The sequence below is a fragment of the Cyanobium sp. Aljojuca 7A6 genome (assembly GCF_024346455.1).
Taxonomy (GTDB): Bacteria; Cyanobacteriota; Cyanobacteriia; order PCC-6307; family Cyanobiaceae; genus Cyanobium.
The window spans coordinates 149,244-174,938 of sequence record NZ_JAGQCY010000006.1; the positions used below are offsets into that span (position 1 = coordinate 149,244).

Sequence of the window (25,695 nt, forward strand, 5' to 3'; positions counted from 1 at the left end):
CTCAGATCCTGGAGTGAAAGAATGCAATGAAATGCCGGGATCACGATGCCGTTGCGAGCGGATGAACACATGGAGCGCGCCTTCCTGCCCATGCTGGAGTCATGACCCCCTCCATACCGACAGCCACCGCTGAGCCAGGCCACTGGGACCAGCGCTACCGGCAGGGCGCCGACGGCTGGGAGCTGGGCCGGCCGGCTCCGCCGCTGGAGCGGTTCCTGCGCAGCCATCCCCTGGCCCCCCGGCCCCCGGGCCCCGTGCTGGTGCCGGGCTGCGGCCGCGGCCATGAGGCCGCCCTGCTCGAAGAGCTCGGCTTCAGTGCCATCGGCCTGGATTTCAGCGGCGAGGCCATCGGAGAAGCCCGTGCCCGCCATGGCTCTGAGCGGGCCGATCTGCGCTGGCTGCAGGCCGATCTGTTTGACCAGCAGGCCCTGGACGCGGCGGGTCTTGTGCCCGGAAGCCTGACGGGGATCGTGGAGCACACCTGCTTCTGCGCCATTGATCCGGCCCGCCGCGACGACTACATCGCCACCGTCTGTCGGCTGCTGGCGCCGGGCGGCTGGCTGCTGGGACTGTTCTGGTGCCACCGCAAGCCGGGGGGGCCGCCCTGGGGCAGCGCCCCCGAGGTGGTGGCCGCCCAGCTGGGCCAGGCGGGGCTGGTGGCCGAGCTCTGGGAGCCGGCCGCCGGTTCGGTGGACCAGCGCCAGGACGAATGGCTGGGCCTGTGGCGCCTCAGCTCCCCCCAGCCCTGATCAGAGCGACACCCGGTTCCAGGGCAGGACGGCCAGCAGACGGGCCATGCCGCAGAAGCCGGAGACGCCGGCGAAGGTGAGCCCGGCCCCCACGAAGCCACTCAGCCAGATCCAGCCCGGGGCCACGGTCTGGGACAGGATCACGCCCAGCAGAACCAGGCTGCCGGCGACGATCTGCACCTGGCGCATCAGCGGCAGCGGCGCCCCCTTGAGCTTGCGCACCGGGAAGCCGGCCTGCTGCCAGGCGGGCACGCCACCGAGCAGATCGGTGACGGGGTGGGGGTGGCCCTGCTGGAGCAGCTGGGACAGGCCCTTGCTGCTGCGGTTGCCGCTCTGGCAGACCAGCACCAGTGGACGGCGGGGCAGATCGGCTTGGGTGAGTCGGGAGAGGGGGACGTTGAGGCTGCCGGCGATGTGGCCGGTGGCGAACTCCATCGGTTCGCGCACATCGATCACGCTGACCTCACCGGCCGCCAGCCGGTCGGCGAGGTCGTGGGCGCTGAGGCGGCTGGGGGTGGCCGTGGTGGTGGTCATGGACGTCAAAGGGTTGGAGGTGGAAAGGGTGGGGAGCGCTTCAGGCCTGGACGACGCCGTCGAGGGGGAAGCCCTCGGCGGCCCAGCGGCTCAGGCCGCCATGGAGGTTGGCGACCTGCTGGCGGCCGGCCTTGAGCAGCTGCTGGGTGGCCAGGGCCGAGCGGCTGCCGGAATGGCAGACCACCACCAGCGGGCGATCGGTGGGGATCTCAGCGGAGCGGCTCTCCAACTCCGGCAGGGGGATCAGCAGGCTGCCGGCCACGCGCCCATCAGGACCGTCGAACTCCTCGGCGGAGCGCACATCCAGCACGGTGACGTCGCCGCGGTGGGCGGCCACCCAGGCCGGGCTGAGTTCGGGCAGTCCGGCATAGCTGCGGGCCATGGGCGCCCAGGCGGGTGCGGCGCTGGCCTCGCGGGGCTTGCCGGAGCGCATGTTGCCGGGCAGGGCCTGGGCGATCCGGTGGGGATGGGGCAGGCGCATGTTCTCCATGTGGCCCACGAAGTCCCGCTCGGTGGCGTTGCCGCCCAGGCGGGCGTTGAAGGCCTTTTCCTCGGTGACGGAGGTGACGTGGCGGCCGGTGTAGTCGTGGCCGGGGTACAGCAGGCAGTGATCCGGCAGGGTCAGGATCTGTTCGGTGATCGAGGCCCAGAGGGTGTGGGCGTTGCCCTGCTGGAAGTCGCAGCGGCCGCAGCCACGCACCAGCAGCGCATCGCCGGTGAAGGCCATCGTGTGGTCGTCGAGGACGAAGGTGAGGCAGCCGTCGGTGTGGCCGGGGGTGGCGCGCACCTCTACGTGGCGGCCGCCGAAGAGGACCCGATTGCCGTGGCTGAGGGGCCGGGTGACGTTCTCGGCGCCGACGCAGGCGGCCAGGCCGATGGCGCAGCCGGTGGCCTCGTGCATCAGCCAGCTGCCCGTCACGTGGTCGGCATGGGCATGGGTGTCGATCGCGGCCACCAGCTCGACCCCCAGCTCGCGGATCAGGGAGAGATCGCGGTCGTGCTCCTCAAAGACCGAATCGATCAGCAGGGCCTTGCGGCTGGCCACATCCACCAGCAGGTAGGTGAAGGTGCCGGTCTCGGCGTCGAACAGCTGACGGAACAGCAGCGGGGCGCCCCCGGCAGCGGCGGCGAGGGAGAGGCAGGGCGCGGGCGCGACAGCCATGGGGGCTCAGACATCAACTGTTATGAGTATAGCCGCATAACAGTGGATCGATCACGTGGATGCTGGAACCGCCGCCGAGCTCAGTAGTTTCTGGACGATGGCCACGCCGCTGATCGCCTGCCAGCCGAACAGCAGCAGCACGCCGCCGTTGAGCGCGATGTGCAGGCCCCGGGCCCAGTCCTTGCCCTTCTGCAGGGAGGGCCCCAGGGAGGCCGTGGCGATCACGAGCGTGGCAACGGCCAGGCCGACGAACAGGTGCGGACCGAGGATCAGCTTGCCGTTCTTCAGGAACGTGGCCCCCATCCCGCCGGCGGCACCGAGCAAGGTGAGGCCCAGGATCACCAGCCCAAGCTGGCCATGGCGCTGGGCGTAGCGCAGCGGCAGCATCGCCTTGCGTTCCTCCGGCCCCACCTTGCGGATCTGGCTGGATTTGAGGCCGAGATAGCCCGAATAGAGCATCAAGCCCAGCAGCCCCCACATCAGGACGGGGTGGACGAAGTTGAGGGCGAAGGGCATGACACCGGGGCGAGGGAATGGATCCGCGCCGGCGGCATCCACCCCACTCTCAGCAGGGGTTCCTGGGCTGATTCCGCAGCCAACCTGGAGATTGCCGGCCGCCGTGATCAGCGCCTCAGGGCGCCAGCCGCTCGATGGTCCAGGCAGGCTCGGCGGGCCGGTAGCGGAAGCGATCGTGCAGGCGGTTGGTGCGGCCCTGCCAGAACTCGAACTCGAACGGCACCACCCGCAGCCCGCCCCAGGCCGGCGGCAGCGGCACCTCGCCATCGGCGAAGCGGCGCTGCATGGCGGCCCACTGCATCTCCAGGATCGAGCGGGAGCCGATCACAGCGCTCTGCTGCGACACCCAGGCCCCCAGCCGGCTGCCGACGGGGCGCGAGAGGAAGTAGGCCAGCGATTCGGCGCCGCTGATCCGCTCGGCCCGGCCCAGGATGGCCACCTGCCGCTCCAGCCCGTACCAGGGAAACAGCAGGCTCACCTCCGGATGGGCGCCGATCTCGGTGGCCTTGCGGCTCTCGTAGTGGGTGAAGAAGACGAAGCCCCGTTCGTCGAAGGCCTTGAGCAGCACGGTGCGGGCGCTGGGGCGCACGCCATCGGTGGTGCCCAGCACCATGGCGTTGGGCTCCTCCAGAGCGGCGGCCACCGCCTGATCAAACCAGCGGCGGAACTGTGCCACCGGATCGTCGGCCAGATCCCCCCGCCGCAGGGCGGCGTTGCGGTAGTCGCGGCGCAGCTGGGCGGGGTCGGTGGGGGTGGGGGGCATCAGGTGGGGATCAGGCGCAGGGCGGCGCTGCCGCCGGCCACGGCCCCGCAGCCCAGGCGGCGGTCGAAGCTCACCAGCGTGCCGCCGTGGTGCACCGCCAGGGCCAGGAGATAGGTATCGGTGAGTTGCCCCGCCTCCAGCAGCTGCGCGGCGTCGACAAGGGGAGTTGCGCCCCCCGGTGCGGCGAGCAGGCTGATGGCATCGGGCCAGAAGTGGTGGCGTGGATGGCGGATCAGCTCCCGCATCAGGGGCGTCACCACCGCCGGTGGCCCCGGGCTGTTGGGGTAGCGGGGCTGGCCGAGGATCCGCAGCACCGCGTTCTGGGTGAGCGGGCAGGTGGCCCAGCCCAGGTCCTGGGAGGTGGCGAACCAGTCGTGGGCCTGGTCATGGTGCACATGGCGCCCGTCCAGCAGGGCGATCAGAACGTTCACATCCAGCAGGGCTGCGCTCACGGCAGTTCGTCGCGCAGGCTGTTGACCAGCTCGAGGTCCACCGGCGCGCCCTGCGGCTGCCAGGGCAGCAGGGGCAAGCCGTTGCGGTGGCTGGGACCGGTGCTGGCGGTGCCTCGGGGCGGGGCCACCAACCCCTGGCGGGCCAGCGCGCTGATCACGGCCCCCAGGCTGGTGCGCTTCTGCCGGGCCAGCACCCGGGCCGCTGCCAGCACGTCGTCATCGAGCTGCAGGGTGGTGCGCATCGGATGGCAACGCATCAAGCATCAACTGTAGTCCGACCTTGGTGGGCCCAACGACGGCAGCGGTTGGCGCAACCCTGTCTGCGGCGGCCATGGTGGACGCAGTCGAGCGACGGGCGCCATTCCCATGAGCAAGCCGCAACGCCCAGCGCCCGTCGAGTCCATCGAGGCGATGCAGAACGATCTTCCCTGTGACGAAGCGATCGGCAAGAAGGCCTACAAGCGAGACCTCCAATCGCTCCAGATCGAACTGCTCAAGGCGCAGCGTTCCATCAAGGCTGTCGGACAGCGCGTGGTCATCCTGTTCGAAGGGCGCGATGCGGCGGGCAAGGGTGGATCGATCAGGCGCTTCCGCCAACACCTGAACCCTCGTGGCAGTGTCCATGTGGCGCTGCCGAAGCCCAACGAGGCCGAAGCGTCCCAGTGGTACTTCCAGCGCTATGTCCTGCACCTGCCATCGGCCGGCGAAATCACAATGTTCGATCGGTCGTGGTACAACCGGGCCGGCGTCGAGAAGGTCATGGGCTTCTGCACACCGCAGGAGCATGCCCTGTTTCTCCGCCAGGTTCCCGCCTTCGAACAGTCACTCGTCAGCAGTGGGATCCTGCTCTTCAAGATGTGGTTCACCGTGTCGCAGGACCGGCAGAAGCGGCGTTTCGAGGCCCGCCGTGACGATCCCCTCAAGCAATGGAAGATCTCGCCCATCGACGAGGCCAGCGTGGCGCAGTACGACGCCTACACCCATGCGCGCAACGAGATGCTGTTGGCCACCGACACCCTCGTGGCGCCATGGACGATCGTCAATTCCAACGAGAAGAGGCGAGCCCGACTCGGCGCCATCCGCAGCGTCCTCCACGCCCTGGACTACGACCACAAGGACCACGACGTCGTCGCTGAGCCCGATTCACGGGTCGTGCGCACGGCCCATTCCCTGTTCATCGACAACTGAACGGGCGTCGCGCCTGCGGTCTTGCTCCACCCCGAAGACGCGATACAAAGTGTTTGCCCCGCGCCCGTTCGATGGCCCCTGCGTCCCTCCGGCGGGCTCCGGCGCTGTTGCTGCTTCTCCTGCTGCTGCCCGGCGGCACCGCGGCTGCGGCGGGGACCGGGGCAGGGTCCCCTGGGGAGCCGCCGATCCCCGATTCAGCCACCGGGGCGGGTGAGGAAGCGCCGCACGAGCCATCTCCCGAGCGGGTCGCCCCCGCCTCCAAGCCGGCGGCCACCAGGCCCGAGCGTCCGGCGCTGCTGCCCAGGGAGGTGCCGGTGGGTGACCTCGCCCTCCAGGCCCGGGAGTCCGGGGCCGGTGAGGCCGCGGCGGGGCCGCTGGCGCCGCTGCACTATCCCCTCGCGGTGGCGGCCTCGGAGCAGGACCCCTGGGGCTGGCGGTTTTCGCAGGCCCGCGGGGCCTGGCGCATGCACACCGGGCTAGATCTGATCGCGCCGGAAGGAACCGCCGTGCTGGCGGTGCAGACCGGCTGGGTGCAGCGGGTGGCGGAGATCAGCGGCTACGGCCTCACGGTCCTGATCGATCACGGCGGTGGGTGGTCGAGCCTCTATGCCCATCTGCGCCAGGCCTCCGTGGCTGAGGGCGAGAGCGTGGGGGCCGGACAGCCCATTGGCGCGGTGGGCCAGAGCGGCAACGCCAGCACGCCGCACCTGCACCTGGAGGTGCGCCAACGCCAGCCCCAGGGGCTGGTGGCGGTGGATCCCACACCCCTGCTGCCAGCGCCTCCCGCCGGTGGCGCCATCGCTGGTGACATGCGGCCCTGAGCGTTGGGCGGACCCCCCACAACCGCCCTACCGCAGGCAGACTCCCTCCAGCGCCGCCCAACCTGATCCCTCGATGCCCGATCAGGAGCACCTCGACGACTTCCTGGAAGCCCTGGAATCGGCCGGCAGCCCCGCCAGAAACCCGGCCCTGCGGGAGGCGCTTGGCTGGGAGGAGGCCCTCTACGAAGAGGTGAAGGCGGAACTGGTGGCCAAGGGGATCGTCGTGCGCGGCCGAGGCCGCAGCGACAGCGTGTCCCTGGTGGGAGCCAAGCCGGTGGCGCCACAGGCCGCGCCCGCCAAAGCCCCCCGCAAAGGAAAAGCCGCCAGCAACGGCACCGCCAACCTGGGCTTCGAGGCCAAGCTCTGGCTCACGGCCGACAAGCTGCGCAACAACATGGACGCGGCCGAATACAAGCACGTGGTGCTCGGCCTGATTTTTCTGAAATACATCTCCGACAGCTTCGAAGAGCACCGCGCCAAGCTGCTGGCCGGCGTTGGCGACTACGAGGGCGCCAACCCGGAAGACCCCGACGAATACAAGGCCGAGAACGTGTTCTGGGTGCCGGCCGAGGCTCGCTGGAGCCACCTGCAGGGCCAGGCCAAAGAGCCCACGATCGGCAAACTGGTGGACGGCGCCATGGTGGCGATCGAGCGCGACAACCCTCGCCTCAAGGGGGTGCTGCCGAAGGACTACGCCCGTCCGGGGCTCGACAAGCAGCGCCTGGGGGAGCTGATCGATGTGATCGCCACGATCGAACTCACTGCTTCCAGTGAGAGCGGCGCCAGCGAGGGGGAGCAGACCCATCGCTCGGTGGATCTGCTGGGCCGGGTATACGAATATTTCCTCACCCGCTTTGCGTCAGCCGAGGGCAAGAACGGCGGCCAGTTCTACACACCGAGCTGTGTGGTGCGCTGCCTGGTGGAGATGCTGGAGCCCTACAAGGGCCGCATCTACGACCCCTGCTGCGGCTCCGGCGGCATGTTCGTGCAGAGCGAGAAGTTTGTGGAAAGCCACGGCGGCAAGCTGGGCGACATCTCGATCTACGGCCAGGAGAGCAACGCCACCACCCGCCGCCTGGCGGTGATGAACCTGGCCCTGCGTGGCATCGAAGCCGACTTCGGCCCCGAGCACGCCGACAGCTTCCTCCGCGACCTGCATCCAGACCTGCGGGCCGACTACGTGCTCGCCAACCCGCCGTTCAAAGACTCCGACTGGTTCCGCAAGGACGACGACGTGCGCTGGCAGTTCGGCGTGCCACCCAAGGGCAACGCCAATTTCGCCTGGGTGCAGCACTTCCTCCACCACCTGGCGCCGCAGGGCATGGCCGGCTTCGTGCGCGCCAACGGCAGCATGAGCTCCAACCAGAGCGGCGAAGGCGAGATCCGCCGCGCCCTGATCGAGGCGGATCTGGTGGTCTGCATTGTGGCCCTGTTTGGCCAGCACTTCTACAGCACGCAACCTCTCGAAGCCTTCGCAGCATGATTCGCCGCATCAACACACTAAAGAATGTGGGCCGGTTTGCCGACCTTAGGTCTCTGAGCGGTAATCAGCATGAGTTCACTAGAGTAAATGTTATTTACGCGCCGAATGCCTGCGGCAAAACCACGCTCTGCGATGTCTTCCGGTCACTCGGAACCGGTAACAAGGATTTCATCCTTGGGCGTAAGCGTTTCGGTTCAACAGCAGCGATTGAAATTGAGATCCTCCTCCACGGTTCGCCAACTCCAAGGGCAGTCTTTGCTCAGGATAGATGGAGATTTCAACCAGCTGGAAGCAGTGTGCAGAAGATACTCGTCTATGACGACCGTTTCGTGGCCGACAACGTTCTTGTCGGACGTTCCATCGCGGTGGAGCAGCGGCGGAATCTCTACGGCCTCGCTCTTGGTGCCCGCGGTCAGCTTTTGAAAGCGGCGGTTGATACTGCTGAACAGGAGCTTAGTGCTGCAACAAACATGTTGAATACAGCTCGAGCTGCACTGACCCAACTGCTTCCTGCAGGGTTCACAATTGATACCTTCCGTCCATTGGTAAGGGACGACGCGATTGACCAACTCATCCAAGCAGCGACTGCTGAATTGGAAGCAGCTCGGCGAACCAAGCAAAACGCTGACTCAATTCGCCAGCGGAATGCCATGAGCATCAGTACGCCCCCTGTGATTCCAGAGGGAGTCGAGGCAGTACTAGAAACGACGCTCGATGCAGCGGCATTGCAAGCTGAGGCAAAGATTCGCCAACACCTTGAGGCCCACAGCAGTGGTTTGAGCCTCGATTGGGTTGGGCAAGGATACCGAGCCCAGATCGGCACTGGTTGCCCACATTGCGGGCAGGAGATGGGTGATTTAGACATTCTTGCCGCCTACCGTGCGTTCTTCTCAGGCGGATTACAGGATCAGCAGGCTGCTCAAGCCAGAATCGCAGACGAGGTTGAGGAAAGATTCGGCACTGGGGCTCAGCAGCGGATTAGCCAGTTGCTACGCACTCACATTGTTGAACGTGACTGGTGGAGAGATGCTGGCGGATTCTCTTTTGATTTACCAGTCTTTCTCGAAGGCGATGTGGTTTCGTCTGCGATGGAAGCTGTCCGCTCCGCTCTTTCCCGCGCGATTCAACGCAAGCAGGCCAAGCCGGCTCAGAGAGTGGAGATGAGTGAAGCAGAGGCCGGCACTCTCGCGGCTTGGGTTGAGGTGGGTGCTCAAGTCACAAGCTATATGGACTCAATTATTCTGATCAACAACTCAATTGCCGAGCGTCAACGGACAGCAGGAAATGTTGACATGGGACCGATTGAGGAACGAATTACTTCGCTCAAGGCGCAGAAGAAACGCCATGACACAGACGTAGTCTCTGCGTTTGCTGTATTCGACGCCGCCAAGATAAGTAAACTCGATAAAGAAAGGGCCAAAGCTGCGGCGAACAACGCTCTCCGCGAGCAGTCGGAGCAGATTTTGGCAGAATATGGTGATCGAATCAATGAACTGCTGGACCTCTTCAGGGTTGGTTTCCGCTTGGTCAGCGGAGGAGTTAATTTCCGTGGCGGTCCACCAGCCGGTGAACTCGCTGTTGAGATTCTCGGGACCCGCGTCAGCACAACGCCGGATGACGCAAGAAATCCTTCACTGCCCTCGCTTGCGAATACGTTAAGCGGGGGTGATCGAAGTGCCTTGGGTCTCGCATTCTTCGTCGCAATAGCTGAACGCGACTCCGATATCAGCAATACCATTCTTGCCTTCGACGATCCATTTCACAGCCAAGACCGGTCTCGCCGCCGCAGAACCATTGAGTGTGTTCATCGCTTAGCCGCCTTAAGCAGTCAGTGTTTCATCCTCTCGCACGAATTGGATTTTGCGCGAGAAGCGGCCCGGATTGCTCAAGTGCAGGTCAATACGTTCACCCTGGACCCAATGGCTGACCATTCACGCTTGGAAGCCAAGAACCTGCCGCCACTGCCAGGGCGTGCCTACGAGCAAGACTACGCAAAGCTCACTGCATTTCTCGGCAACCCGACGGATTTCACGGACCAACTCAAGGATGTCGCCCGCTGCATACGTCAGTCATTGGAGGGTTATATGCGTACCAAGTTTCCCAAATCTTGTGAGGACGACGAGTGGATTGGTGGAATGATAGGAAAGATTCGTGATGCTCAGCCGGACGATGTGCTTTCGCACGCGTATCGCCTCGTACCCGAGTTAACAGAGGTGAACGAATGGGGCAAGCGCTACTATCATGGCGAGACGGACGGATCTGGCGCTGGAGCAGTCGATGCTAATGAACTAGTGGGATACGTCCAGCAGACGATCAGAATCATTTCTCGATGACATGCTTGCGGCCATCCGATCTAGCTGAATTGACTCCGTATATTTATGGGGCCAACATGCTTACAAAGGAACGCTTCTTGGCTGCCTAGGCTTGCCGTATAACTCTACAAGTCCATAGAAGGTGGGGCGCCCACCAAGTTACGAAGCACTTCCTTCCAGAGCAGCCGCCCTCGAAGCCCTGGTAGGCGATCCCAAGCGCCTCGCCCTGGTGGCTGCCGACCTGGTGGCGCACCTCGAAAAGCGTCTGGAGGCAATGGACGGCAAGGCGATGGTGGTCTGCATGAGCCGCCGCATCTGCGTCGATCTCTACAACGCCCTCATCCAGCTGCGGCCCGAATGGGCCACCGACACCCTCAAGGTGGTGATGACGGGCAGCGCCGACGACGGGCCCGACTGGCAGCCCCACATCCGCAGCAAGGAGGCCCGCCGCCAGCTGGCCAACCGCTTCAAAGATGCCAACGACCTCTTCAGGATCGTGATCGTGCGCGACATGTGGCTCACCGGTTTCGATGCGCCCTGCCTGCACACCATGTATGCCGACAAGCCGATGCAGGGCCACGGCCTGATGCAGGCCATCGCCCGCGTCAACCGGGTGTTCCGCGACAAGCCAGGCGGCTTGGTGGTGGATTACCTCGGCCTCGCTGACCAGCTCAAGCGGGCACTGGCCACCTACACCGAAAGCGGCGGCCGGGGCGACCCCACCGTCGACACCGCCTAGGCCATCGCCGTGATGCTCGAAAAGCACGGCATCGCCTCTGATCTCCTGCATGGTTTCGACTGGTCGGCCTGGACCAGCGGCACCCCCACCCAGCGCCTGCAGCTCCTTCCCGCTGGCCAGGAGCACATCCTTTTGCAGGAGAACGGCAAGCAACGCTGGCTGCAGGTGGTGGCCGAACTCTCCCGCGCCTTCGCTCTCTGCGCCGCCAGCGACGAGGCCACCGCGATCCGCGACGACGTGAGTTTCTTCCAGGCGTTGCTGGCCGCCCTCGCCAAGCAAACCAGCAGCACCAGCAAAACGCCCGAGCAGCTCGATGCAGCCATCCGCCAGCTGGTGAGCAAGGCCATCACCACCGAAGGCCAGGTGATCGATGTATTCACCGCCGCCGGTCTGCCCAAGCCTGACATCTCGATCCTCAGCGATCAGTTCCTCGCCGAGGTGCGTGGCCTCAAGCACAGGAATGTGGCCCCCGAGCTGTTGGAGAAACTGCTCAAGGACGAACTGAAGGTGCGCTCCAAGCGCAACCTCGTACAGAGCCAGGTGTTCTCCGAGAAGCTCAAGAAAGCCCTCAACGCCTACCACAACCGCGCCATCACCACCGCCGAGGTGATCGAAGAGCTGATCGCCCTCGCCAAGGAACTCGATGCCGCCACCAAACGCGGCGAATCCCTCTGCCTCAGCGACGACGAGGTGGCCTTCAATGACGCCCTCGCCGCCAACGACAGCGCCGCGGCGGCCATGGGCGACGCCAAGCTCAAAGTGATCGCCGCCGAACTGATCACCCAGGTGAAGAGGAGCGTGTCGATCGACTGGACCCTGCGCGAAGGTGCCCGCGCCAAGATCCGCGTGATGGTGAAACGCATCCTCAACAAATACGGCTACCCCCCTGATCTGCAGGAGGAGGCTGTGAAAACCGTGCTGGCCCAGGCGGAGTTGCTCTGCGCCCAGTGGGTGTAAAACGATCATTCCCAGCCGCAAGCCCGATCGCCTCTACACAGTATTCAGCCCCACTGGAGCTGCATCATGAGCATTCCCATCCCGGCATCACTGGATCCTGAAGAGCAGCAGCTCCTCGCTGACTTCGAAGCTGGCGAACTGCGCAGCGTGGCCACGCCGGCTCTGCTGGGCCAACTCCAGCAAGCTGCGAAGGCCACGGGCCTGAACGACCATCGGATCAATATCCGCCCTTCCATCGACGGCCTCCAGACCATCTGATCAGCATCGTGCTTCACAAAGACGTGAGCGGAACCGTTTCAGGCTCAACACCTTCACGCTCACTGCAGTGAATCACTCCCTCGCGTCCGCCGAGCCGAATGACAATCCCGATGATCTCCCCTTCGTAGGCATGACACAGTGCATCATCAGGAAATCTGCTCAGTTCCTCAATCAGGCTTTTCAAGGTTCTCATTTGCGTCATCCGTACATTGATCTTCTCCGAGCGTAGGGAGCTCACCCCAGCGTCCGCAGGATGTCCTTCATCAGCAGCACCAGATGCAAGGGGTCGGTGGGGGACGGCTCAAACTCTGGAACGAGATGCAGATAGAACGCCTTGGCCGAGGCGCTCTCGGCATGGACGAGCAACCCTCGGCAACCCACTTCGGATCCGATCTGTGCCGTTCGGCTGATCACATCCGCCAGTAGAGCGGCACCGAGGCCCCGTCCTTCATGGCGAAGATCGACGCCGAGCCGGGTCAGCAGGGCAACGGGCTGGGGATAGCGACCAGCGCCTTTGCGCAGCCGTGGCGGAGCCTGAGCAGGAGAGATGCTGGCCATGCACCAGGCGTAGTAGGCCGCCACATCACTGCCGCCGACTTTGGTGACCACGAACACCCTGCTGGTGCCACCACGGGCATGGGCTTGGCGAGCATGCTTGCTCAACCAGTTCGTCTGCTCCTCAGATCGGCATTCGAAACCGTCGAGACGGTCGCTGGACGCCAGCAGCCGGGGTGACAGGTAGCCAGCGCTCACTCCTGGAACGGTGAGGGCCGATCCATCAGCGCGCGCAGACCCTTCAGCGACCGTGCTGGCCTTTGGTTGATGCGCTCCCAGGCGTCGAGCGCATCGGGGTCGAGGCGGAATTCCTCGCGGTCGGCCAGCACTTGCTGGGCCGCGAGGCGCAGATGGGTGATCACAAACCCGGTCAGATCGGTGCCGGAAGCGGCCACTGCCCGATCAATCAGTTGGCGGTCCTCCGCCGTGGCCCGAACTTCAAGGCGCCGATCACGGGCGCGGGTAGGGGCGGTGTCCATCGGCCGGCCTCGTTGTACGTCCATCGTACGGCCAGTGCCAGCTCATGGGTGTGAGACACCGGTGGCACTTCCCTGTGCAGCCGCCTCAGCCCCTTGGCCACCCGCGCCGTCTATTCCTTCACCGGCTTCCCCGGCGTTCCGGAGCGCCATCTCTACCTCCACCACGATGGCTACCCCACCGGTGCCGCCTGGCGTTTCGCCACGGCCCTGCGTCAGCGGCCGGAGCCTGGGGCGTTCGCGGCCGCGTTCCTGGCCACCCAGCCCGGCGCCGACCTCCTGGCCGCCCCCGAGCAGGCCGCCGATGCCGAGTACCGCTATCAGGTTCAGTTGCTCGGCGGCGATGCGGCCCCGCTCCAGGTGCAGGCCTGGAGGCGGCTGCCGGGCGGCAGCCTCTGGCAGCTCCGCTGCGGGCCCATGGCCCTGGAGCTGTTCATCCGGCGCTTTCTGCCGGGAGATCCGTTGTGATCCGATGGGATGGGTCTCCAGCCGTACAGTAACGCGTACATGTCAGCAAAGGAGTCGATGGACGCCATCACCTACACCACGGCCCGCGCCAACCTGGCGCAGACCATGAACCGGGTCTGCGCGGATCATGAGCCGCTGATCATTACCCGCAACGGGCAGCAATCCGTGGTGATGATGTCCCTTGATGACTTCAAAGCCCTCGAGGAAACCGCCTATCTCCTGCGGGTGCCTGAAAACGCCAGGCGTCTGCTCGAGGCGACGGCCAGCCTGGACGCCGGCCAGGGCCGGGAGCGCACCCTCAGCGAATGAGGCTGATCTTCGCTGAGCAGGCCTGGCAGGACTATCTCCACTGGCAGGCCACCGACAAGGCACTGCTCAAGCGCATCAATGCCCTGATCAGGGAAGCGTCTCGGACGCCGTTTTCGGGAACCGGCAAGCCAGAAGCCCTGAAACACGCCCTGGCTGGCTACTGGTCACGCCGCATCAACGACGAGCACCGCATGGTCTACAGGGTCGACGCTGACGCTCTGCTGCTGGCCCAGCTTCGATATCACTATTGACCCCGCTTCAGAAACCGCCGCACCTGCTCCGGCCAGTCGCCCGGTAGGTCGCCGGGCCGCAGGGTCGTGCTCGCCATCGAGGCCAACAGGGGCGTTCCCCCCAGCCGCAGGCTGTCTGCCACATGCAGCAGCACCGCCAGGCCGATCAGCAGCCAGGCCACCAGGTGCAGGCCGTAGGCGAGGTGATGCAGCTCGCCGTCCCGCAGCCAGTCCTCGTCCATCAGCTTGCCGGTGGCCACCGCCAGGACCAGGGACCCCAGGGCCAGGCTGTTGGTGATGCGCTTCAGGCGCGGCCGGCCCAGGCTGAGGGCGTAGGCGGCGAAGACCAGCCCCAGGGGCAGCAGCAGAAAGCCGGCCGTGCCATGCAGGTCGATCCAGTTGCCGCCGGGAGTGAAGGGCAGCCGCCCCCAGCGGCCGTCGTAGCGGCTGTAGACGAACAGCCCGCTCAGCCAGGCGGCCAGCACCAGCAATGCCGTGAGGCCATGGGTCAGCCGCAGCAGGGAGGGTTGGTAGGGGGGGCGCGCCATGGCGTCAGCCGGAGGTTTCGCCCAGCGTGTCATGGGCCTGCTGGAGCTCGGGGATGAACACGGCGTACATGCCGCGCAGGTCCCCCGCCTTGAAATCGAAGGCCCGATCGGCGGGGTAGTTCTGCTTCACGAAGGCGGGCCGGCTGGCCTTGGTGCCGTGGCAGGCCAGGCAGCTGGGCTCCACGTTGATGCGTCGGTAGTAGTTGACGCCGGCGCCCTGCTCGGCGGTGGCCGGTTGCCACAGGCCGGTGATCGCCGGCTGGCGGTGGAACAGGTCGATCACCTCCCGCTCCTGGGCACTGGCGGGGGCGTGGTCGGGATTGCGGAATTTGGCGGCCACCTGGCGCACCTGCCAGCCGTTCTCCTCGCCGATCGCGGCGGCCTTCATCCCCACCGGCTTGCAGACCTCCTTCATGGTGTCCATGGTGGGTTCTTCGCTGCGGCCCTCCAGGGTGGAGGCCAGGGCGATGCGCATCCGATCGAGTTGCTCCATTTCCACCACCGCCTTGGCCAGGGTGGTGGGCTCCACCGGCGCATCGGCCTGGGCTGCCGGCGGGGAGAGGGTGAGCAGCAGGGCGCCGAGCAGCACCATCGCCAGTGAGGCGAGGGCCCTCAGCGCCAGGCGCCGCAGGCTGGGAGGCAGGATCTGGGCCATGGGTCGGCGGCTCCGGACGAGGGGGTTGAGACGGACGGACAGGCTGAAATGGGAAACGGGCCCGGAGCAGTCCGGGCCCGGCAGGGGCTCAGCGAGGGGTCGGCTGGGCGGGGTTCAAAGCCCCACTAACCGATCGACGGAGCCGTGAGGGCCACGGGGGTGCTGGCGGTGGCCGCCAGATCGAGGGGGAAGTTGTGGGTGTTGCGCTCGTGGATGGCTTCGATGCCCAGGCCGCCGCGGTTGAGCACGTCGGCCCAGGTGTTGATCACCCGGCCCCGGTGATCGAGCACGGAGTGGTTGAAGTTGAAGCCGTTCACGTTGAAGGAGAAGCTGATCACCGCCAGGGTGGCGAACCAGATCCCCACCACCGGCCAGGCGGCCAGGAAGAAGTGGAGGCTGCGGCTGTTGTTGAACGAGGCGTACTGGAAGATCAGCCGGCCGAAATAGCCGTGGGCGGCCACGATGTTGTAGGTCTCCTCTTCCTGGCCGAACTTGTAGCCCCGGTTCTGGGACTCGGTTTCGGTGGTCTCCCGCACCAGGGAGCTGGTGACCAGCGAACCGTGCATGGCGGAGAACAGGGCGCCGCCGAACACACCGGCCACGCCGAGCATGTGGAAGGGATGCATGAGCACGTTGTGCTCGGCCTGGAGCACCAGCATGAAGTTGAAGGTGCCGGAGATGCCCAGGGGCATGGGGTCGGAGAAGGACCCCTGGCCGATGGCGTACACCAGCAGCACAGCGGTGGCAGCACCCACCGGGGCGCTGTAGGCCACGGCGATCCAGGGACGCATCCCCAGGCGGTAGCTGAGCTCCCACTCCCTGCCCATCCAGCAGTAGATGCCGATCAGGAAGTGGAAGATGATCAGCTGGTAGGGGCCGCCGTTGTAGAGCCACTCGTCGAGGCTGGCGGCTTCCCAGATGGGGTAGAAGTGCAGGCCGATGGCGTTGGAACTGGGCACCACGGCGGCGGTGATGATGTTGTTGCCGTAGAGGAGGCTGCCGGCGATCGGTTCGCGGATGCCGTCGATGTCGACGGGGGGAGCGGCGATGAAGGCGATCACGAAGCAGACGGTCGCCGCAAGCAGGGTGGGGATCATCAGCACGCCGAACCAGCCCACGTAGAGGCGGTTCTCGGTGCTGGTGACCCAGGTCTTGAAGCGATCCCAGGGATGGAACCCGGAACGCGACAGGTTTGTGATGGTCATGGCGAAGCATCCGAAGATGGACAGACCGGCAGGGGCGACATCGCCTTGCGGATAGGCCGCTTCCACTGCCAGACGATAAAACGATAGCGTTGAATCATCCCCGGTTGCGACTCTGCCCATGTGTGCTTCTGCTCAATCCGGATCTGGCTCTCCAGGCGCCCGCCGCCGCCCGTGGCCGAGGCGGCTGGCGCCCCTGCTCCTGGGGCTGCTCCTGCTGTTGACCCTGGCGCCGGGCCTGGCCCGCGCCGACGACGCCCAGCGCTGGAGCCTGCGGGATCAGGACGGCAACCGCTGGTCGCTGCGGATCTTCGCCCAGCCCGACCCCGCCTACCCCAGCGGCGAGCGCCTGCGCCTCAGCGCCCTCACCCCGGGGATCGCGGTCGATCACGCCAGGCCCCTGCTGATCAGCGACGGCGCCGGCGGCTCCTGGACCCTGGCCAACCGCAGCGAGGAGCTGGTGCCCGCCGGCGGCGACGCCTTGCCCGAGGGTTCGGCCCAGTTCGACATGGCCGCCCTGCTGCCGCGCCCCAGTGATGCCCTGCCCCTGGCGCTCAGCCTGCCCCTGGCGGGAGAGGAAACGGCCTCCATCGTGCTTGGCCCGAGCGAAACCCAGGCCCTGCATGCGCTGCGCAATCCCGTGGCCGCCAGCTGAGTCTGGGCGCTGCTTCCCTAGCTGCCGATGCGGATGTTGCGCAGCGAATCCATCAGGCCAAGAATGTTGAGCAGCCAGACCACGACCGCCACAACGACGACAATGTTGAGGATGCGTTTGATCTTGCCATCCATGGGGATGTAGTTGTTGACGAGCCACAGCAGCACGCCAACAACAATCAGGGTGATGATCAGTGAAATCAAGGACATGAGCGTTTTCCTCTGGGTTGAATGGGGGGGCTGAGTGTGGCTTTGCGCTCCACCAGATCTGCCTAAGTTCAACTTAGGCAGTCGAGTCTCACGGTGTTGTTCCTGACACAAAAGGATGGCGTCTTGATGGGGGCGTCTGAGGTGTCGTGCAGTAGATCTGCCGCAGATTCGCAATTCGCCGCCACAAATTGGCCCAGTGATCGCAGGATTCCTACGGCCCTCTTTTCCCTGGACCTATGTCTGATTGCTTCGGGGATTATCTGCGCAGCATCGGCCGCATTCCTTTGCTGACGCCTTCAGAGGAATTGCATCTCGGTGCCCTTGTGCAGGACTGGCTTACCCACTCGGCGGCGGGCCCTGGCCTGGAACGCCGGGGGCGTCGGGCCTTCGGGCGCATGGTGACCGGCAATCTGCGCCTGGTGGTGTCGCTGTGCAAGCAGCAGCACAACCGCATCCGTCTGATGCACCTCGATCCAATGGATGTGGTCCAGGCCGGCAACCTCGGCCTGATCCGGGCGGTGGAGCGCTTTCTGCCCGAAAGGGGCTGCAGGTTTTCCACCTACGGCTCCTGGTGGATTCGCCAGTCGGTGCACCGCCATCTCCAGGAGACGACGGGGCTGATCCGGGTGCCGCCCCAGATGGCGGCCCTGGCCCGCAAGGCTCAGGCCCTTCGCATGGCCTCGCCCCAGCCCCTGTCGCTGGCCGACATCGGTTCCGAGTTGGGCGAGAGTGTCAAACGGCTGGAGACCGTGCTTCAGGCGTCCCACGACCTGCAGACCCTTTCCCTTGATCAGGCGTTGGGAAGCTCCGATGGGGAGGTGAGCTTGACCGATCTGATCGGTGATCCCAATGAGCCCGGCCTTCTGGACGACTACCAGTGGCTCCACACCGAACTCACCCAGCTGAGCCCCACCGAACGCCAGGTGCTGCGCCTTCGTTATGCCGAAGATGGGTCCCCTTCGCTGGCGCAGATCGGCGTGTGTATCGGAATGTCCAAGCACAAGGTGCAGCATGTGGAGCGAAAGGCGTTGCTCAAGTTGCGGCAACGCCTGGTCAAGGACTTGTGATCCGCCTCGTCGCCCCGGTCTCATACGGCCCGGCCGCTGAGCAGCCGGGACACGATCACGATCAGGGCGATGACCAGAAGGAGATGGATGAAGCCGCCCATGGTGTAGGACGTCACCAGTCCAAGCAACCAGAGAATCACCAGAACGACGGCGAGTGACTCCAGCATTGGAGCCTCCTTTCGATGGAAATGGATGGATCAGAATGGTGCTTACTTGATCTTGTTCGCCAGCTTGTCGGCGGCATCACTGGTCTTGCGGGCCGTGGCCTTGGCGCCGTCCTTCACGGCTTCTTTCGCGTTCATGGCGGAGGCCTGAACCTGCTTGGCCTTGCCCTTGACCTGTTGGCCCGTATCGCCGGTGATTTCACCGTAGGCGGATTGCAGCTTGCCTTCGGCTCCTTTGGCTTGGGCGCTCATCTTGTCTGTCATGGCGGCGAAGATGGGGGCCTGGCTGGCCATGGCCATGGCGGGCCATTGGATCATCAGGGTGACAACCAGGGCGGCCACGGAGGCCAGCGAGAGCAGGCGTCTTCGGATGGAAATTCTCATCGGGTCTGGCTTCAAAGGGGTGCCTCCCTTCTTTACCGAGCTTCCAGCTCCGCGTAGACGGCTGATGCCGCCATTGGGGCCCGCAGGATGCAGTCTCCGGCGCTTGTTCAGTGGTGTCAGGCTGTCTGGGCTCTGTAGCGATTCATTTCTTTTTTGCTGCACTCTGCGTCGCTTCTGCCATAAGCAGCCAGATCCATCGGCAGGCCGTCATGAAAACCACCCGGCTGGAGGCCTTCAGTGACGGTGTTCTGGCCATCGTCATCACGATCATGGTGCTGGAGATCAAGGTGCCCCACGACACCGCACCGGCGGCCCTGGTGCCCCTGATTCCTGTCTTCCTGAGTTATCTGCTGAGCTTCGTCTATATCGGCATCTACTGGAACAACCACCACCACATGCTGCACACCCTGCAGCGTGTCAGCGGCCCGGTGCTGCTGGCCAACCTGCATCTGTTGTTCTGGTTGTCGCTGGTGCCGTTCGCCACCGGCTGGATGGGCCAGAACCACCGGGCGATCGCCCCGTCGGTCCTCTATGGCGTCGTGATGCTGATGGCGGCCCTCGCCTATTTCACCCTTCAGGGGCGGATCATCGCCAGCCAGGGCCCCGACTCCCTGCTGCGCCGGGCCGTGGGCCGCGACTGGAAGGGGCAGACCTCCCTGACCCTCTATCTGGTGGCGATGCTGGCGAGCCTGCGCTCCCCGGCCGTTGGTCAGGCGGTTTATGCGTTGGTGGCCCTGATGTGGCTGATCCCCGATCGCCGCATCGAGCGGGTGCTGTCCGACTAGGCGCTCCCGATCCCCACCAGCTCCTGTTCACCGAAGCGGGAGGCCTGCTCCAGCAGGCGCCGTTCCTCCTCATCGGCCCGGGTGCAGGCGAAGCCGTAGCGGGCCCGCACCCGCTGGGAGGCCTGCCGCAGCGCCAACGTGCCCCTGGTCCGAAGCTCCGCCACCGAGAGTGTCTGGCCCGGGGCGAGGTGCTCGAGGATCACGGTGGAAGGCGAATAGAGGCGGCTCCTGCCCCCGTCCGGCCATTCCAGCGTCAGCTCCACTTCCGGCATGGCGCCCCCCACCACCCAGTGCAGCCATTGTGCGCCGAATCCGCATCGGTTGCGGTGGCGATCACGACAGCTTGATCACGACAGTGCCCCGAAACCGGTGAGGGGCTCCTCAGCGCGCCAGACCTCCTCCTGCAGACCTTCCTCCTCCAGCACCAACCGGGGTTCTTGCGTGAACGTGCCCACCCGCTCCAACTGCAGGCCGCCGCAGCTGGCGACCCGCTGCGCCAGCCGGCCCTCCTGATCGGGCCGGGCGGCCAGCAGGAAGCCGAAGCTGGGGAAGCCGGTGAGCCAGGGCTCCATGGCCACACCGGCGGGGGGATGGATCGCGGCCAGATCGAGGCGCAGACCGCAGCCGGCCGCCTCGCAGAACATGGCGGCGGTGCCCACCAGGCCGCCCATGCTGATGTCCTTGGCGGCATGGACACTGGCGTCGGCCGCCAGAGCCGCCATCAGGGCCAGCTGGCGCCGCAGCCGGGCGGGGTCGGCGCCGGTGGCCGCATCCCAGCAGAGGGAGTCGCCGCGGAAGCCGCCGTTGGGGTCAATCAGCAGATGGCAGTGGTCGCCGGCTCTGGCGGCGCGGGCCGAGAGCACCGGGCCGGCGGCCGTGCCCAGCACCGCCACCGCCAGGGCGTCGTAGGGGCTGTGCAGGTTGGTGTGGCCACCCACCATCGGCACCCCGAACACCTCCGAGGCCCGGCGCAGGCCCGCCAGCACCTGTTCCGCCTGGGTGGCACTGCGGCACCAGAGGCTGTTCACCACTGCGATCGGGGTGCCGCCCATGGCCGCGATGTCGCTGAGGTTCACAAGCACCCCGCACCAGCCGGCGAACCAGGGGTCGGCAGCCACCAGGGCCGGGTCCAGGCCCTCACTGGCCAGCAGCAGCGGCGTGGCCACCGGCGGCAGCAGGGCGGCATCGTCGCCGAGGGCCGCGGCGGGGCCCAGCTCGGGAAAGGGCTGGTGGGGGAAGGTGGCCGCCGGGGACTGGATGTCGGTCTTGCCGGTGAGGCCGCTGAGCCGGCGCAGCCTGGCGGCCAGGGCCGCCAGGGGCGGATCCGGCGCCTCCGGGCGGCTCACGCCACGGCCCGGGGCACCGGCTGGGGCCGCCGTTCCTGGCCGGGCTGGTAGTAGGTGAGGTCGGCCTCCATCAGGTGGTGGGGCAGACCGCGGATCTCCAGCGTCTTGATCGAGGTCCAGTGCAGGCGCTGGAAGAAGCGCACGTTCTGGAGCTGCACCGTGGCCAGGAAGCGATCGCAGCCCCAGCCGTTGGCGGTGGTGACCGCCTTCCAGATCAGGCCCTTGCCGATCTGGTTGTGGCGGCGGTGGTCGTGGTGCACCCCCAGCCGGCCGCCGTACCAGAGGCGGGGGCGCTCCTCCAGGATCCGCACCACCCCCACCACGCCGCTGCCGCTGCTGGCGCTGTGGTCGAGGGCGGCGATGGGATAGGCGTGGCCATCCTTCTCATCCCGGTCGGTGGCCTCGAACAGGTGCTGCTCCTGGCAGAAGATGGCGCTGCGCAGCTGCCAGTAGCCCTCCTCCAGGGGCGTGCCGCGCCGCAGCAGGTGGAAGGAGAAGCGCTGGGAGCTGGCCGTGGGTGAGAGGCGGAAGTCCTCGGCCTCGATGGCCACCCCCCGCCGCACCGAGGGGGCGAAGGCGGCGGCGCCGCTGCTGGCGCTGCGGCCGATGTCGTGGCTGGAGGGGTCGATGAAGAACATGGCCGCGCTCAGGGGGTGGCTTCGAACAGGGACAGGGCCGAGCAGGCGCCGCACTTGGCGCAGCCGGCCGCCATGGCCTCGGACCTGAGGTCGGAGGCCCGCAACCGGTCGCCCACCGCCGTGTACACCGCCACCATGAAGTCGGTGGAGGGGGCGGGATGGGCCTCCAGGGGGGTGCCGGCGATCGGCACGAAGGGCACCACGAACGGGTAGACGCCCAGGGCGATCAGCCGCTCGCTCACCGCCACGATCGAGGCGGCGCTGTCCCCCAGACCGGCCAGCAGGTAGGTGGACACCTGGCCGCGGCCGAACACCGCCACCGCTTCGGCGAAGGCCTCCATGTAGCGCTCCAGCCCCAGCTCCGACTTGCCCGGCAGGATCCGCCGCCGCACCTCCTCCTCCACCACCTCCAGGTGCATGCCGAGGCTGTCCACGCCGGCCGACCTCATGCGGCGGTACCAGGCCGGGTCGTCCGGGGGCTCGCACTGGGCCTGGATCGGCAGGTCGACCCGGGCCTTGACGGCGGCGGCGGTCTCGGCCATCAGCCGGGCGCCCCGGTCATCGCTGTTGGGGGTGCCGGTGGTGAGCACCAGCTGGCGCACACCATCAAGCCGCACCGCCGCCTCGGCCACCTCCGCCACCTGCTCCGGCGTCTTTCGCACGAGGGTGCGGCCATCCTCCAGCGACTGCTCGATGGCGCAGAACTGGCACGACTGGGTGCGGTCGCGAAAGCGGATGCAGGTCTGCAGGAGCGTGGTGGCCAGCACGTCCCGGCCGTGCAGCAGGGCGATCGAGCGGTAGGGGATGCCTTCGGCGGTGGCCAGGCCGTAGAAGCGCGGCTCGGGTGGGGTCTGCACGGCCAGGGGCCCGGCGGCGTCGTCAGCGAGGGCGGTGGTGCCGCTCACCTGCAGGCCGCCTTCGGCGCTGGTGTCCAGCCGGTAGGGCGAGCTGCCGGCCAGGGCGTTGTAGACGGGCACCATCACCGTGGTGCCCTCGATGCTGAGGGCGCGGTGATCCGAGGGGCCGGCGCCGCCCCGGCGGCCGGGGTTGCCGGGCACCGCCGGGTCGACCACCCCGTGCACCTGCAGTTCGGTGAGCTTGCGGCCCAGGGCGCGGCGATCGTGCTCAGCCATGGTGCAGCTCCTCCAGCGCCGGCAGGCCCGGGGGCACCTCGCCGCCAGCCGGCTCGGGGGGGCGTTCGTGCAGCTGGAGAGCGGGGCTGCGGTCGATCAGCAGTCCCAGCAGGTCCGGGCGGCTGTAGTGGCCGACGCTGTCCATCATGCGTTTGCGTTTGGTGATCAGGGCCAGGTCGAGTTCGGCGATGGCCAGCCCCTCGCCATCGGGCAGCGGCCCGGCCAGATAACGGCCCTCCGGGCTGATCACCGCCGTGTGGCAGCCCCCCTGGCAGGCCTTCTGCAGCACCGGGTCGGGCGTGATCCTCTCGATGTCCTCCGGCTCCAGCCAGGCGGTGGAGGAGATCACGAAGCAGCCGGCCTCGAGGGCGTGGTGGCGCAAGGTCACGGCGGTCTGCTCGGCGAAGATCGGTCCCACGAGCGAGCCGGGGAACTGGGCGCAGTGGATCTCCTCGCCCTGGGCCATCAGGCTGAAGCGGGCCAGGGGGTTGTAGTGCTCCCAGCAGGCCAGGGCGCCGATGCGCCCGAGGGCGGTGGGCACCACCTGCAGGCCGGCCCCATCGCCCTGGCCCCACACCATCCGCTCGTGATAGGTGGGCGTGAGCTTGCGGCGCTTCAGCACCAGCTCCCCGGCCGCATCGATCAGCAGCTGGGCGTTGTAGAGGCTGCCCCCATCGCGCTCGTTGATGCCCAGCAGCACGTGCAGGCCGAGCTGGCGGGCGGCGGCGGCGATGCGGCCCAGGGCCGGGCCGGGCACCGTCACCGCCTGCTCGTAGAGCTTCAGGTGCGACTTCCCCATCAGCACCGGCGGCTCCACGAAGGAGAAGTAGGGGTAGTAGGGCAGGACCGTTTCGGGGAAGACGATCAGCTGCACCCCGGCCGCGGCGGCCTCCTCCATGGCGGCGACCACCCGCGCCACCGATCCCTCCAGGCTGTAGAGCACCGGACGGATCTGGGCGGCGGCGACGGTGATCGTGGCGGGCATTCAGAGCGTCCAGGTGTCGAGGATGAAGGCCCCCTCCTTGCGGTGCAGCAGCACGATGTCGAGCACATCAAGGGGATTGACCGGGATGATCCCGGGGATCAGGGCGCCTTCGCCGTGGCCGTAGAGGGCCTGCAGGGCGAAGCGGCAGGCATAGACCTTGCCGCCCTGGCCGATGAACTTCTCGATGCGGGCGCCGAAGTTGAGGTGGCCGTCGAAGGCGGCGTCACCGAGCTTGGGGAAGCCCCGCTGCAGCCCCAGGGTCACGCCGGGTCCGTAGAGAAGGATTGAGGTCTCGAAGCCCTTGTTGACCAGGCGGCTGGCCTGCAGCAGGTTCACCAGGCCGATGGAGCCTTCGAAGGCCACGGTGTGGAAGGTGACCAGGGCCTTCTCGCCCGGCTCGGCTTTGACGTCGGGGAAGACCTTTTCCTCGTAGTCGACGAGGAAATCGCCCGTCTGGTTGGCGGGACGGCTGACCTGGGGCATGGGGAAGTGCGGTCGGTGGAATCGGCAGGTGGACCGTGCCACGGATGAAGTTTTGTTCTGTGTCGCCGATGCCACCGAATCCCGGCACCGGGCAATCCGTGGCGGTCGTTACAGGGCGGATCCCGCCGCGCGGCCAGCATCAACACCCGACAACGACCAGAGGGGCTCGGTGGCAAGCGGTTCGCAGGTGCTGCAGCGCCATCCGGTGGTGGTGGTAGGGGGCGGGCAGGCCGGCCTGTCGGTGGCCCACTGCCTGCAGAAGCGGGGGCTGCGGCCCCTGGTGCTGGAGCGCCACCGCATCGGCCATGCCTGGGCGCGCCAGCGCTGGGACTCCTTCTGCCTGGTCACCCCCAACTGGCAGTGCCGCCTGCCCGATTTCCCCTATGACGGCGACGACCCGGACGGCTTCATGGGCCGCGAGGAGATCGTCCGTTACGTGCAGCGCTTCGCCGACCACATCCAGGTGCCCGTGCGCGAAGGGGTGGCGGTGCGGCGCCTGCAGGCCAGCGGTTCGGGGTTCCGCCTCAGCACCGACGACGGCGAGATCGAGGCGGATCAGGTGGTGCTGGCCACCGGCGGTTACCACCGCCCGAAGCGCCATCCCCTCGCCGCCAGGCTGCCCGAGCGGATCCTGCAGATCGATGCCCGCGACTACACCAGCCCCGCGTCCCTGCCCGCTGGCCCGGTGCTGGTGGTGGGCAGTGGCCAGTCGGGCTGCCAGATCGCCGAAGACCTGTTCCTGGCCGGCCGCCGGGTGCACCTGAGCGTCGGCAGCGCCCCCCGCTCCCCGCGCCGCTACCGAGGCCGCGACGTGGTCGACTGGCTCGATCGCATGGGCTACTACGCCATGCCGATCGACCAGCACGCCGATCCGAAGGCGGTGCGGGGCAAGACCAACCACTACCTCACCGGCCGCGACGGTGGCCGCGAGATCGACCTGCGCCGCCGCGCCCTCGAGGGGATGGTGCTGCACGGCCGGCTGGCCGACCTCGGCCACGACCGCATCAGCTTCGCCGGCGACCTGGCCGCGAACCTCGACGGGGCCGACGCCGTCTACAGCCGCATCTGCCGCAGCATCGACGCCCACATCGCCGCCCAGGGCCTCAGCGCCCCCGAGGAGCCCGCCTACGTCTCCTGCTGGACGCCGCCCCCCGGTCCGTCCGCGCCCCTCGATCTGGCCGCTGAGCCCCTGGCGGCGGTGATCTGGTGCACGGGGTACCACCCGGACTTCACCTGGGTGGAGGTGCCGGTCTTCGATGGCGCCGGCCATCCGGCCCACGAGCGGGGCCTCACCCAGGTGCCGGGCCTCTACGTCCTTGGCCTGCCCTGGCTGCACACCTGGGGTTCGGCCCGCTTCTGCGGGGTGGCCGAGGATGCCGAGTACCTGGCGGAGGCGATCCGGCTGCGCGCCTCCCGCCGGGTCGCCAGCCAGGAGCGGCTGGAGTGCACTGCCCTGCTGGGCACCTGAG

Annotated in this window: 36 protein-coding genes; 15 read left to right on the forward strand and 21 right to left on the reverse strand. The window is 67.0% G+C overall.

Annotated features, from left to right (window positions below):
- Positions 1-101 precede the first annotated feature (101 nt).
- Positions 102-749 carry a methyltransferase domain-containing protein gene (locus tag KBY95_RS07605; RefSeq protein ID WP_254964349.1) on the forward strand — a complete coding sequence of 216 codons (648 nt, stop codon included), beginning with the start codon at positions 102-104 and terminating at the stop codon, positions 747-749.
- Here the strand turns inward: KBY95_RS07605 and KBY95_RS07610 are convergent, their stop codons facing one another.
- The 6 genes from KBY95_RS07610 to KBY95_RS07635 all read right to left on the reverse strand — a co-directional run bounded on the left by KBY95_RS07610 (position 750) and on the right by KBY95_RS07635 (position 4,418).
- The gene (locus tag KBY95_RS07610; RefSeq protein WP_254964350.1) at positions 750-1,283 is read right to left on the reverse strand and encodes a rhodanese-like domain-containing protein; all 534 of its coding nucleotides are present in this window, start codon (positions 1,281-1,283) and stop codon (positions 750-752) included.
- Between the two features lie 40 nt (positions 1,284-1,323).
- A complete protein-coding gene (locus tag KBY95_RS07615) occupies positions 1,324-2,445 on the reverse strand; it encodes a rhodanese-like domain-containing protein (protein ID WP_254964351.1) in 1,122 nt (373 codons plus the stop codon).
- A gap of 51 nt (positions 2,446-2,496) precedes the next feature.
- Positions 2,497-2,961, reverse strand: a complete 465-nt coding sequence (locus KBY95_RS07620; protein WP_254964352.1) for a DUF4079 domain-containing protein — start codon at positions 2,959-2,961, stop codon at positions 2,497-2,499.
- Between the two features lie 115 nt (positions 2,962-3,076).
- The gene (gene pdxH, locus KBY95_RS07625) at positions 3,077-3,724 is read right to left on the reverse strand and encodes a pyridoxamine 5'-phosphate oxidase (RefSeq protein ID WP_396094895.1); all 648 of its coding nucleotides are present in this window, start codon (positions 3,722-3,724) and stop codon (positions 3,077-3,079) included.
- Positions 3,724-4,176, reverse strand: a complete 453-nt coding sequence (locus KBY95_RS07630; protein WP_254964353.1) for a TA system VapC family ribonuclease toxin — start codon at positions 4,174-4,176, stop codon at positions 3,724-3,726. The genes pdxH and KBY95_RS07630 overlap by 1 nt, the downstream gene beginning before the upstream one ends.
- Positions 4,173-4,418 (reverse strand): CopG family transcriptional regulator, encoded by a 246-nt coding sequence (locus tag KBY95_RS07635; RefSeq protein WP_254964354.1) that lies wholly within the window; start codon positions 4,416-4,418, stop codon positions 4,173-4,175. Before KBY95_RS07635 ends, KBY95_RS07630 begins: the two co-directional genes overlap by 4 nt.
- A gap of 124 nt (positions 4,419-4,542) precedes the next feature.
- Between KBY95_RS07635 and ppk2 the strand changes: the two genes are divergently transcribed.
- From ppk2 to KBY95_RS07670, 7 genes are all read left to right on the forward strand, one after another.
- Positions 4,543-5,364 carry a polyphosphate kinase 2 gene (gene ppk2 / locus KBY95_RS07640; protein WP_254964355.1) on the forward strand — a complete coding sequence of 274 codons (822 nt, stop codon included), beginning with the start codon at positions 4,543-4,545 and terminating at the stop codon, positions 5,362-5,364.
- 71 nt (positions 5,365-5,435) lie between these two features.
- Entirely contained in the window at positions 5,436-6,185 is a 750-nt protein-coding gene (locus KBY95_RS07645) for a M23 family metallopeptidase (protein ID WP_254964356.1), read from the forward strand.
- Between the two features lie 73 nt (positions 6,186-6,258).
- Positions 6,259-7,668, forward strand: a complete 1,410-nt coding sequence (locus KBY95_RS07650; protein ID WP_254964357.1) for a class I SAM-dependent DNA methyltransferase — start codon at positions 6,259-6,261, stop codon at positions 7,666-7,668.
- Entirely contained in the window at positions 7,665-10,001 is a 2,337-nt protein-coding gene (locus KBY95_RS07655) for a hypothetical protein (RefSeq protein WP_254964358.1), read from the forward strand. Before KBY95_RS07650 ends, KBY95_RS07655 begins: the two co-directional genes overlap by 4 nt.
- A gap of 121 nt (positions 10,002-10,122) precedes the next feature.
- Positions 10,123-10,719, forward strand: a complete 597-nt coding sequence (locus tag KBY95_RS07660) for a UvrB domain 3-containing protein (RefSeq protein WP_254964359.1) — start codon at positions 10,123-10,125, stop codon at positions 10,717-10,719.
- Between the two features lie 12 nt (positions 10,720-10,731).
- Positions 10,732-11,676: a DUF3387 domain-containing protein gene (locus tag KBY95_RS07665; RefSeq protein WP_254964360.1), complete on the forward strand. Its 945-nt coding sequence runs from the start codon at positions 10,732-10,734 to the stop codon at positions 11,674-11,676.
- Between the two features lie 66 nt (positions 11,677-11,742).
- Complete coding sequence (locus KBY95_RS07670; RefSeq protein ID WP_254964361.1) at positions 11,743-11,934, forward strand: hypothetical protein; 192 nt, start codon at positions 11,743-11,745, stop codon at positions 11,932-11,934.
- A 13-nt stretch (positions 11,935-11,947) separates the two neighbouring features.
- On the opposite strand, the gene KBY95_RS07675 is transcribed toward KBY95_RS07670, so the two are convergent.
- Genes KBY95_RS07675 through KBY95_RS07685 form a run of 3 tightly spaced genes read right to left on the reverse strand, consistent with a single transcriptional unit; the run spans position 11,948 to position 12,968 of the window.
- A complete protein-coding gene (locus KBY95_RS07675) occupies positions 11,948-12,172 on the reverse strand; it encodes a hypothetical protein (protein ID WP_254964362.1) in 225 nt (74 codons plus the stop codon).
- A complete protein-coding gene (locus KBY95_RS07680; RefSeq protein WP_254964363.1) occupies positions 12,169-12,687 on the reverse strand; it encodes a GNAT family N-acetyltransferase in 519 nt (172 codons plus the stop codon). The genes KBY95_RS07675 and KBY95_RS07680 overlap by 4 nt, the downstream gene beginning before the upstream one ends.
- Entirely contained in the window at positions 12,684-12,968 is a 285-nt protein-coding gene (locus KBY95_RS07685; protein WP_254964364.1) for a DUF1778 domain-containing protein, read from the reverse strand. Before KBY95_RS07685 ends, KBY95_RS07680 begins: the two co-directional genes overlap by 4 nt.
- A 93-nt stretch (positions 12,969-13,061) precedes the next feature.
- On the opposite strand from KBY95_RS07685, the gene KBY95_RS07690 reads away from it, so the two are divergent.
- From KBY95_RS07690 to KBY95_RS07700, 3 genes are read left to right on the forward strand one after another with little or no spacing between them, the layout of a single operon-like run.
- A complete protein-coding gene (locus KBY95_RS07690; RefSeq protein WP_254964365.1) occupies positions 13,062-13,433 on the forward strand; it encodes a hypothetical protein in 372 nt (123 codons plus the stop codon).
- Between the two features lie 57 nt (positions 13,434-13,490).
- The gene (locus KBY95_RS07695; RefSeq protein WP_254964366.1) at positions 13,491-13,742 is read left to right on the forward strand and encodes a type II toxin-antitoxin system Phd/YefM family antitoxin; all 252 of its coding nucleotides are present in this window, start codon (positions 13,491-13,493) and stop codon (positions 13,740-13,742) included.
- Positions 13,739-13,993: a Txe/YoeB family addiction module toxin gene (locus KBY95_RS07700; RefSeq protein WP_254964367.1), complete on the forward strand. Its 255-nt coding sequence runs from the start codon at positions 13,739-13,741 to the stop codon at positions 13,991-13,993. The genes KBY95_RS07695 and KBY95_RS07700 overlap by 4 nt, the downstream gene beginning before the upstream one ends.
- Here the strand turns inward: KBY95_RS07700 and KBY95_RS07705 are convergent.
- The 3 genes from KBY95_RS07705 to psbA all read right to left on the reverse strand — a co-directional run bounded on the left by KBY95_RS07705 (position 13,987) and on the right by psbA (position 16,380).
- On the reverse strand, positions 13,987-14,520 hold the full coding sequence (locus KBY95_RS07705) for a cytochrome b/b6 domain-containing protein (RefSeq protein WP_254964368.1): 534 nt from the start codon (positions 14,518-14,520) through the stop codon (positions 13,987-13,989). The two genes, KBY95_RS07700 and KBY95_RS07705, sit on opposite strands and share 7 nt — an antisense overlap.
- A 4-nt stretch (positions 14,521-14,524) precedes the next feature.
- Complete coding sequence (locus KBY95_RS07710) at positions 14,525-15,175, reverse strand: DUF3365 domain-containing protein (protein ID WP_254964369.1); 651 nt, start codon at positions 15,173-15,175, stop codon at positions 14,525-14,527.
- A gap of 125 nt (positions 15,176-15,300) precedes the next feature.
- Positions 15,301-16,380 carry a photosystem II q(b) protein gene (gene psbA, locus KBY95_RS07715; RefSeq protein WP_254964370.1) on the reverse strand — a complete coding sequence of 360 codons (1,080 nt, stop codon included), beginning with the start codon at positions 16,378-16,380 and terminating at the stop codon, positions 15,301-15,303.
- 118 nt (positions 16,381-16,498) lie between these two features.
- Between psbA and KBY95_RS07720 the strand changes: the two genes are divergently transcribed.
- Positions 16,499-17,032, forward strand: a complete 534-nt coding sequence (locus KBY95_RS07720; RefSeq protein WP_254964371.1) for a DUF3122 domain-containing protein — start codon at positions 16,499-16,501, stop codon at positions 17,030-17,032.
- Between the two features lie 17 nt (positions 17,033-17,049).
- Here KBY95_RS07720 and KBY95_RS07725 read toward each other — a convergent pair whose 3' ends face one another.
- Positions 17,050-17,241, reverse strand: coding sequence for a Thivi_2564 family membrane protein (locus KBY95_RS07725; protein ID WP_254964372.1), 192 nt, complete (start codon positions 17,239-17,241; stop codon positions 17,050-17,052).
- Between the two features lie 236 nt (positions 17,242-17,477).
- On the opposite strand from KBY95_RS07725, the gene KBY95_RS07730 reads away from it, so the two are divergent.
- Positions 17,478-18,308: an RNA polymerase sigma factor RpoD/SigA gene (locus KBY95_RS07730; protein ID WP_254964373.1), complete on the forward strand. Its 831-nt coding sequence runs from the start codon at positions 17,478-17,480 to the stop codon at positions 18,306-18,308.
- Positions 18,309-18,328: 20 nt separating this feature from the next.
- On the opposite strand, the gene KBY95_RS07735 is transcribed toward KBY95_RS07730, so the two are convergent.
- Together KBY95_RS07735 and KBY95_RS07740 are read right to left on the reverse strand one after the other, a co-directional pair.
- A complete protein-coding gene (locus KBY95_RS07735; protein ID WP_254964374.1) occupies positions 18,329-18,475 on the reverse strand; it encodes a lmo0937 family membrane protein in 147 nt (48 codons plus the stop codon).
- A 42-nt stretch (positions 18,476-18,517) separates the two neighbouring features.
- Positions 18,518-18,814, reverse strand: a complete 297-nt coding sequence (locus tag KBY95_RS07740; RefSeq protein ID WP_254964375.1) for a CsbD family protein — start codon at positions 18,812-18,814, stop codon at positions 18,518-18,520.
- 251 nt (positions 18,815-19,065) lie between these two features.
- Between KBY95_RS07740 and KBY95_RS07745 the strand changes: the two genes are divergently transcribed.
- Positions 19,066-19,641, forward strand: a complete 576-nt coding sequence (locus KBY95_RS07745; protein WP_254964376.1) for a TMEM175 family protein — start codon at positions 19,066-19,068, stop codon at positions 19,639-19,641.
- On the opposite strand, the gene KBY95_RS07750 is transcribed toward KBY95_RS07745, so the two are convergent.
- The 6 genes from KBY95_RS07750 to KBY95_RS07775 form a co-directional block, all read right to left on the reverse strand.
- A complete protein-coding gene (locus KBY95_RS07750; RefSeq protein WP_254964377.1) occupies positions 19,638-19,913 on the reverse strand; it encodes an MSMEG_0570 family nitrogen starvation response protein in 276 nt (91 codons plus the stop codon). The genes KBY95_RS07745 and KBY95_RS07750 overlap by 4 nt on opposite strands.
- 75 nt (positions 19,914-19,988) lie before the next feature.
- Entirely contained in the window at positions 19,989-20,987 is a 999-nt protein-coding gene (locus KBY95_RS07755; RefSeq protein ID WP_254964378.1) for a sll0787 family AIR synthase-like protein, read from the reverse strand.
- A complete protein-coding gene (locus tag KBY95_RS07760) occupies positions 20,984-21,625 on the reverse strand; it encodes an MSMEG_0567/Sll0786 family nitrogen starvation N-acetyltransferase (protein ID WP_254964379.1) in 642 nt (213 codons plus the stop codon). The genes KBY95_RS07755 and KBY95_RS07760 overlap by 4 nt, the downstream gene beginning before the upstream one ends.
- 8 nt (positions 21,626-21,633) lie before the next feature.
- Entirely contained in the window at positions 21,634-22,758 is a 1,125-nt protein-coding gene (locus tag KBY95_RS07765; protein WP_254964380.1) for an MSMEG_0568 family radical SAM protein, read from the reverse strand.
- The gene (locus tag KBY95_RS07770; RefSeq protein WP_254964381.1) at positions 22,751-23,743 is read right to left on the reverse strand and encodes a Nit6803 family nitrilase; all 993 of its coding nucleotides are present in this window, start codon (positions 23,741-23,743) and stop codon (positions 22,751-22,753) included. Before KBY95_RS07770 ends, KBY95_RS07765 begins: the two co-directional genes overlap by 8 nt.
- Positions 23,744-24,226 carry an MSMEG_0572/Sll0783 family nitrogen starvation response protein gene (locus KBY95_RS07775; protein WP_254964382.1) on the reverse strand — a complete coding sequence of 161 codons (483 nt, stop codon included), beginning with the start codon at positions 24,224-24,226 and terminating at the stop codon, positions 23,744-23,746.
- 169 nt (positions 24,227-24,395) lie between these two features.
- Between KBY95_RS07775 and KBY95_RS07780 the strand changes: the two genes are divergently transcribed.
- Complete coding sequence (locus KBY95_RS07780) at positions 24,396-25,694, forward strand: MSMEG_0569 family flavin-dependent oxidoreductase (protein WP_254964383.1); 1,299 nt, start codon at positions 24,396-24,398, stop codon at positions 25,692-25,694.
- Position 25,695: the final 1 nt, after the last annotated feature.